This window comes from Actinoallomurus acaciae (assembly GCF_042429965.1).
Classification (GTDB): Bacteria; Actinomycetota; Actinomycetes; order Streptosporangiales; family Streptosporangiaceae; genus Actinoallomurus; species Actinoallomurus acaciae.
In genome coordinates this window covers 1-4,455 of record NZ_JBHLZP010000612.1, presented here as the reverse complement: position 1 = coordinate 4,455, position 4,455 = coordinate 1, and the positions used below count along the sequence as shown (strand labels likewise).

The window sequence follows — 4,455 nt, the reverse complement described above, 5'->3', positions numbered from 1 at the left end:
GCCCCGTACATCGGCGCGCAGGCGGGGGACATGGAGTACGCCGCGGCCGGGCGGGCGCTGGGCGGCGCGCTGGTCGCCGAGCAGGATGCCCTCCCGGTGGTCGCCGGACAGCACGAGCCCCGGAGAGCCGAGTTCGCGCAGCCTGCCGACCAGCGGATCGGTCATCAGCATGCGCGAGGCGCCGCCGACGCGGCGGGCCAGCACCACGTGGAAGCCGAGCTCCTGCGCCTGGGTGAGGTAGTCCGCCAGCGGGGCCAGTGGCCCGCGGGACGTGCCGGCGACCAGGTCGTAGTCGTCGACGACGAGATACAGCTCCGGCCCGGTCCACCAGTTTCGTTCTCGCAGGTCGTGCGCTGAGACCTCCGGCGGAGGCAGGCGCTCGCCGAGCTTTTCCACCAGTTGCTCGACATAGGCCGCGGCGTACTCCATGTCCCCCGCCTGCGCGCCGATGTACGGGGCGGGGACGGCGTCGATCAGGCCGCGCCGGTAGTCGATGACCACGAAGCGCACGTCCTCGGGCGCGTGGCGTTCCGCCAGCCCGCGCATCCACCCGCGCAGGAAGGACGTCTTCCCAGAGCCGGAGTCCCCGAACACGAGGAAGTGCGGGTCCGCGCCGCGCAGATCCAGGCCGACCGGGGCGAGGTCGATCTCGCGCAGCCCGATCGGGACCTCGGGCCGACGTTCGCCCGCGGCCCGAGCCTCCTCGGCGTCCTGGACGGCGCGCAGCTCGGCCGATGACACGCGTTTGGGCAGAACGCGCAGGTGGGGAGCGCGTTCGCCCGGCCAGCAGGCCGCGATCTCCTCGATGACCGCCTCCTGGGCCTTGCCGAGGCCGTCGGTGGTCTGCGCCCCGTCCATGCGCGGCAGCGCCGCGTGGTAGAGCAGGCCCGGCGCGGCGATGCCGCGACCGGGCGGCACCGTGCGCAGCAGCCGGGCCGCCTGGCGGTTCACCTCCGACTCGGCGGCCTCGTTCAGGCGCAGTTCGATGCGGCCGCGGATGTTGTCGCGCAGGTTGATCCGGATCTCCGGCCACCGGTTCGCGCTGAGGACCAGGTGCACGCCGACGCCGAGCCCCCGGGAGGAGATCTCGACGACCAACGCGTCGGCGTTCTCGGCCACCTCGCGTACGGCGCCCCAGTTGTCGATCACCAGGACGACGTCGGCCGCGTCCACTCCCTCGGGCAGCTCGCCCTCGTCGCGCAGCCGGCGGAAGTCGCTCGCCGAAGCGATGCCGAGCTCCTCGAAGAGGCGTTCACGGGCACCGAGGAGCTGGTGCACCTCCGACAGCGCGCGAATGGTGCGTTCGAGGTCGTGCCGGCCCGCGACGCCGCTCACGTGCGGCGCGTCCTGGAGGCTCTGCAACCCCCCTCCACCGTGGTCGACGCAGTAGAACCGCAGCTCAGCGGGGGTGTGGGTGAGCATCGCGGCCAGGAGCGCGGTGCGCAGGAGGGTGCTCTTGCCGGTCTGCGGCGCACCGACCAGCGCGAGGTGTCCGTGGGCGCCCGCCAGGTCCATGACCAGCGGGTACTGGGTCTGCTGGACCGGCAGGTCGACCACGCCGATCGGGAAGTTCAGCTGTCCCTGCGGCCACATCGTCGCCTGGAGGCCATGGCCGGGGTCCTCGACGTCGACGCCGCCCAGGACCGAGTCGAGCGTGATGTGGCCCGGCAGCGGCGGCAGCCAGACCTGGTGCACCGGCGAGCCGTACCGGCGGACCTGCTCGACCGCGACCTGCATCTCGGTGTGTTCGCCCGCCGCGGCCCGCGGCGACACCGGCGCCGCGGTCTCCAGAGACGCCTCCTCCCGCCCCTGGTTCGGGGTGCGGAGCTCGAACGGCACCGGGGGAATCCTCTCCGGCGTGGCGCGGGCCCGTTCGGACGGCTCCTGGTACGGAGCCGACACGTGGGCGACGCGAAAGCGTTCGTAGACCGATTCGTCGACCTTGAGGTAGGCGGAGCCGGGGATGGGAGGCAGGCGGTAGGCGTCGGGGGTGCCGATCACCGCGCGGCTCTCGGCGGCACTGAACGTGCGCAGGCAGATGCGGTAGGACAGGTGGGATTCCAGGCCGCGCAGGCGTCCTTCCTCCAGCCGCTGGGTGGCGAGCAGCAGATGCATGCCCAGGGATCGGCCGACGCGGCCGATCTGGACGAACAGGTCGATGAAGTCCGGACGCTGGGACAGCAGCTCTCCGAACTCGTCCACCACGATCAGCAGGTACGGCAACGGCTCCAGCGGCCTGCCGTTGACGTCGGTGCCGCCGGCCGCCTGGCGGAGCTGGTAGTCGCCGAGGGAGTCGACGTTCCCGGCGTCGCGCAGTATCCGCTGGCGGCGCTGCTGTTCCCCCTGGAGCGCGGCGCGCATCCGGTCGACCAGGGCGAGGTCGTCGGCCAGGTTGGTGATCAAGCCGGCGACGTGAGGGAGTTCGGTCACGCCGGCGAAGGTCGCGCCGCCCTTGAAGTCCACCAGCACGAAGCTCAGCAGCTCCGGTGAGTGCTGCATCGTCAACGCCGTCACCAGCGTCCGCAGCAACTCGCTCTTACCCGACCCGGTCGCGCCGACGACCAGGCCGTGCGGGCCGATGCCGCCCTGGGCGGACTCCTTCAGGTCCAGCGCCAGGTCCTCGCCCTCGCCGGTCACGCCGATGGGGATCCGCAACAACATCTCGTCGTCCGGCGCCCGCCACCGCGTCCGTGGATCGAACACCGCCAGATCCGGAACCCCCAGCATGTCCGGCAGCGAGATCGTCCGCGACAGCACCTGCTCCCGCTCACCGGACAGCCGCAACGGGGCGAGGCGCCGCGCGATCTGCTCGCACACGGCCGGGTCGATGCGGTCCGCCACCGCGTCCTCGACGGCGCCGTGCAACGCCGGGACACGGCTCGTCAGCTCCAGACCTCCCGCGTCGTCCAGGCGCACCCGCACGCCGACGCGCTCGGGCTCCTCCTTCTCCCGCCGGACCAGGCAGACCACGGTGACGCCGGTCTCCGGGCCGGCCTCGCCGATCAGGCGTTGGACCAGCGGCGTCCGTGCCCACGCCTCGTCCGGCCGGTACCCATCGAGCACGACCACGAGCCGGTGGCCGGGGCCCGGGTCACGCAGGGAGCTCAGTCTGGTCGCGCGCTCCGCCCGCCGGCGCTGGAGCGTGGTGAGGTGGTCCTCGAGGTAGTCGGCGAGCCCGTCGAGGTCCTCGGCGACCAGCGGCACCACACCCGCCTCGACCCCACGGGCCTCCGGGTCGTGGGTGTGCGGAAGCCACTTGGCCCACTCCCAGTCCGGCTCACCGTTCGCGCAGACGGCCACGGTGACGTCGTCCGGCGCGTGCAGCACCGCGAGCTGGGCCAGCAGCGTACGCGCCGTCGCCCGCGCCGCCTCCGCCGGACCGAGCAGGCTCACCACACCCGACCGGGCCAGGTCCACCCAGGCCGGCTGCCGGCCGACCGTGGCATTGGCGGCGACGATCCGCTGGGCCGCACGCTGGGACTGCTTGTCGTACTCGGCCATCGGATCGCCACGGCCGCTCTCGCGGATCTGCAACGCGTGCGGACCACGTCCCACGCCCAGCCGCAGCTTCAGGAAGTCCTCGTCCGTGGAACGGCGTTCCCAGATCCGCCGGCGGCCGACCGCGATCGCGAACAGCCGGTCCGGGCTCGGATGGGCGAACGCGCTCGCCACCCGCTGCAGGCCCGCGACGGTGCGCGCCTTCCGCCGGATGTCGGCGAGATGCTCGTCGAACCGCTCGCGCTGGCGGTCACGCGAGCGACGGTTCGCGCTGCGGAACTGCCAGCGGACCGCCGCCGTGACCCCGACCGACACGATGACGAACGAGATGCCCAGGACGACCAGCCAGGGTTTTCCGTACGTCACCATGTAGGCCGCCATGCTGATGCTGCTCAGCAGCGGCAACAGGATGAAGAGCCAGTTCGAGGCGTTGTTGTTCTGCGGCTTCTGCGGCGGTGCCGCCAGCGTGACCCGCTGTTCGGGAACCTCCGGCGGCATCGTGCGCGCGGACCGGTGAAAGGCGATCCTGCTCATGCGACCTCCTGCGTCCGCTCGTTCATGCGGCGCCCTGCGGCAGGTCCTCGGGGAGCATCTCGGTGAGGTCCCTCTTGCCGGGTGTGGCCAGCCCCGCCACGCGCTGGGCCTGCTGTTCGGTCATCCGCTGGAAGATCTGGCGGGCGGTGCGGCCGTTGCCGAACCGTTCGCCGCGCGGGTAGTTCTCGAAGTAGTCGAGGAGCCGCTTGCGTGTCTCGTCGGCCAGCCGGTAGTCGTGCTGTTCGGCGTGTTGTTCCACGATGCTGACGAGTTCCTCTGCGAAGTAGTCCTCGAAGGTGAGCGTGCGGGTGAAACGTGAGGCCAGGCCGGGGTTGGAGTCGACGAAGCGCTCCATGTCGCCGGGATAGCCCGCCGCGATCACCACGACCTCGTCACGGTGGTCCTCCATCAGCTTCACCAGCG

At 71.9% G+C, this 4,455-nt stretch carries 2 protein-coding genes; both read right to left on the bottom strand.

Going from position 1 to position 4,455, the window contains the following annotated elements; all coding sequences use genetic code 11:
* A partial coding sequence (gene eccCa, locus ACFFNX_RS43275; RefSeq protein WP_378212066.1) for a type VII secretion protein EccCa occupies positions 1 to 4,032 on the bottom strand: 4,032 nt, incomplete at its 3' end.
* A gap of 22 nt (positions 4,033 to 4,054) precedes the next feature.
* A partial coding sequence (locus ACFFNX_RS43270; protein ID WP_512699882.1) for a P-loop NTPase family protein occupies positions 4,055 to 4,455 on the bottom strand: 401 nt, incomplete at its 5' end.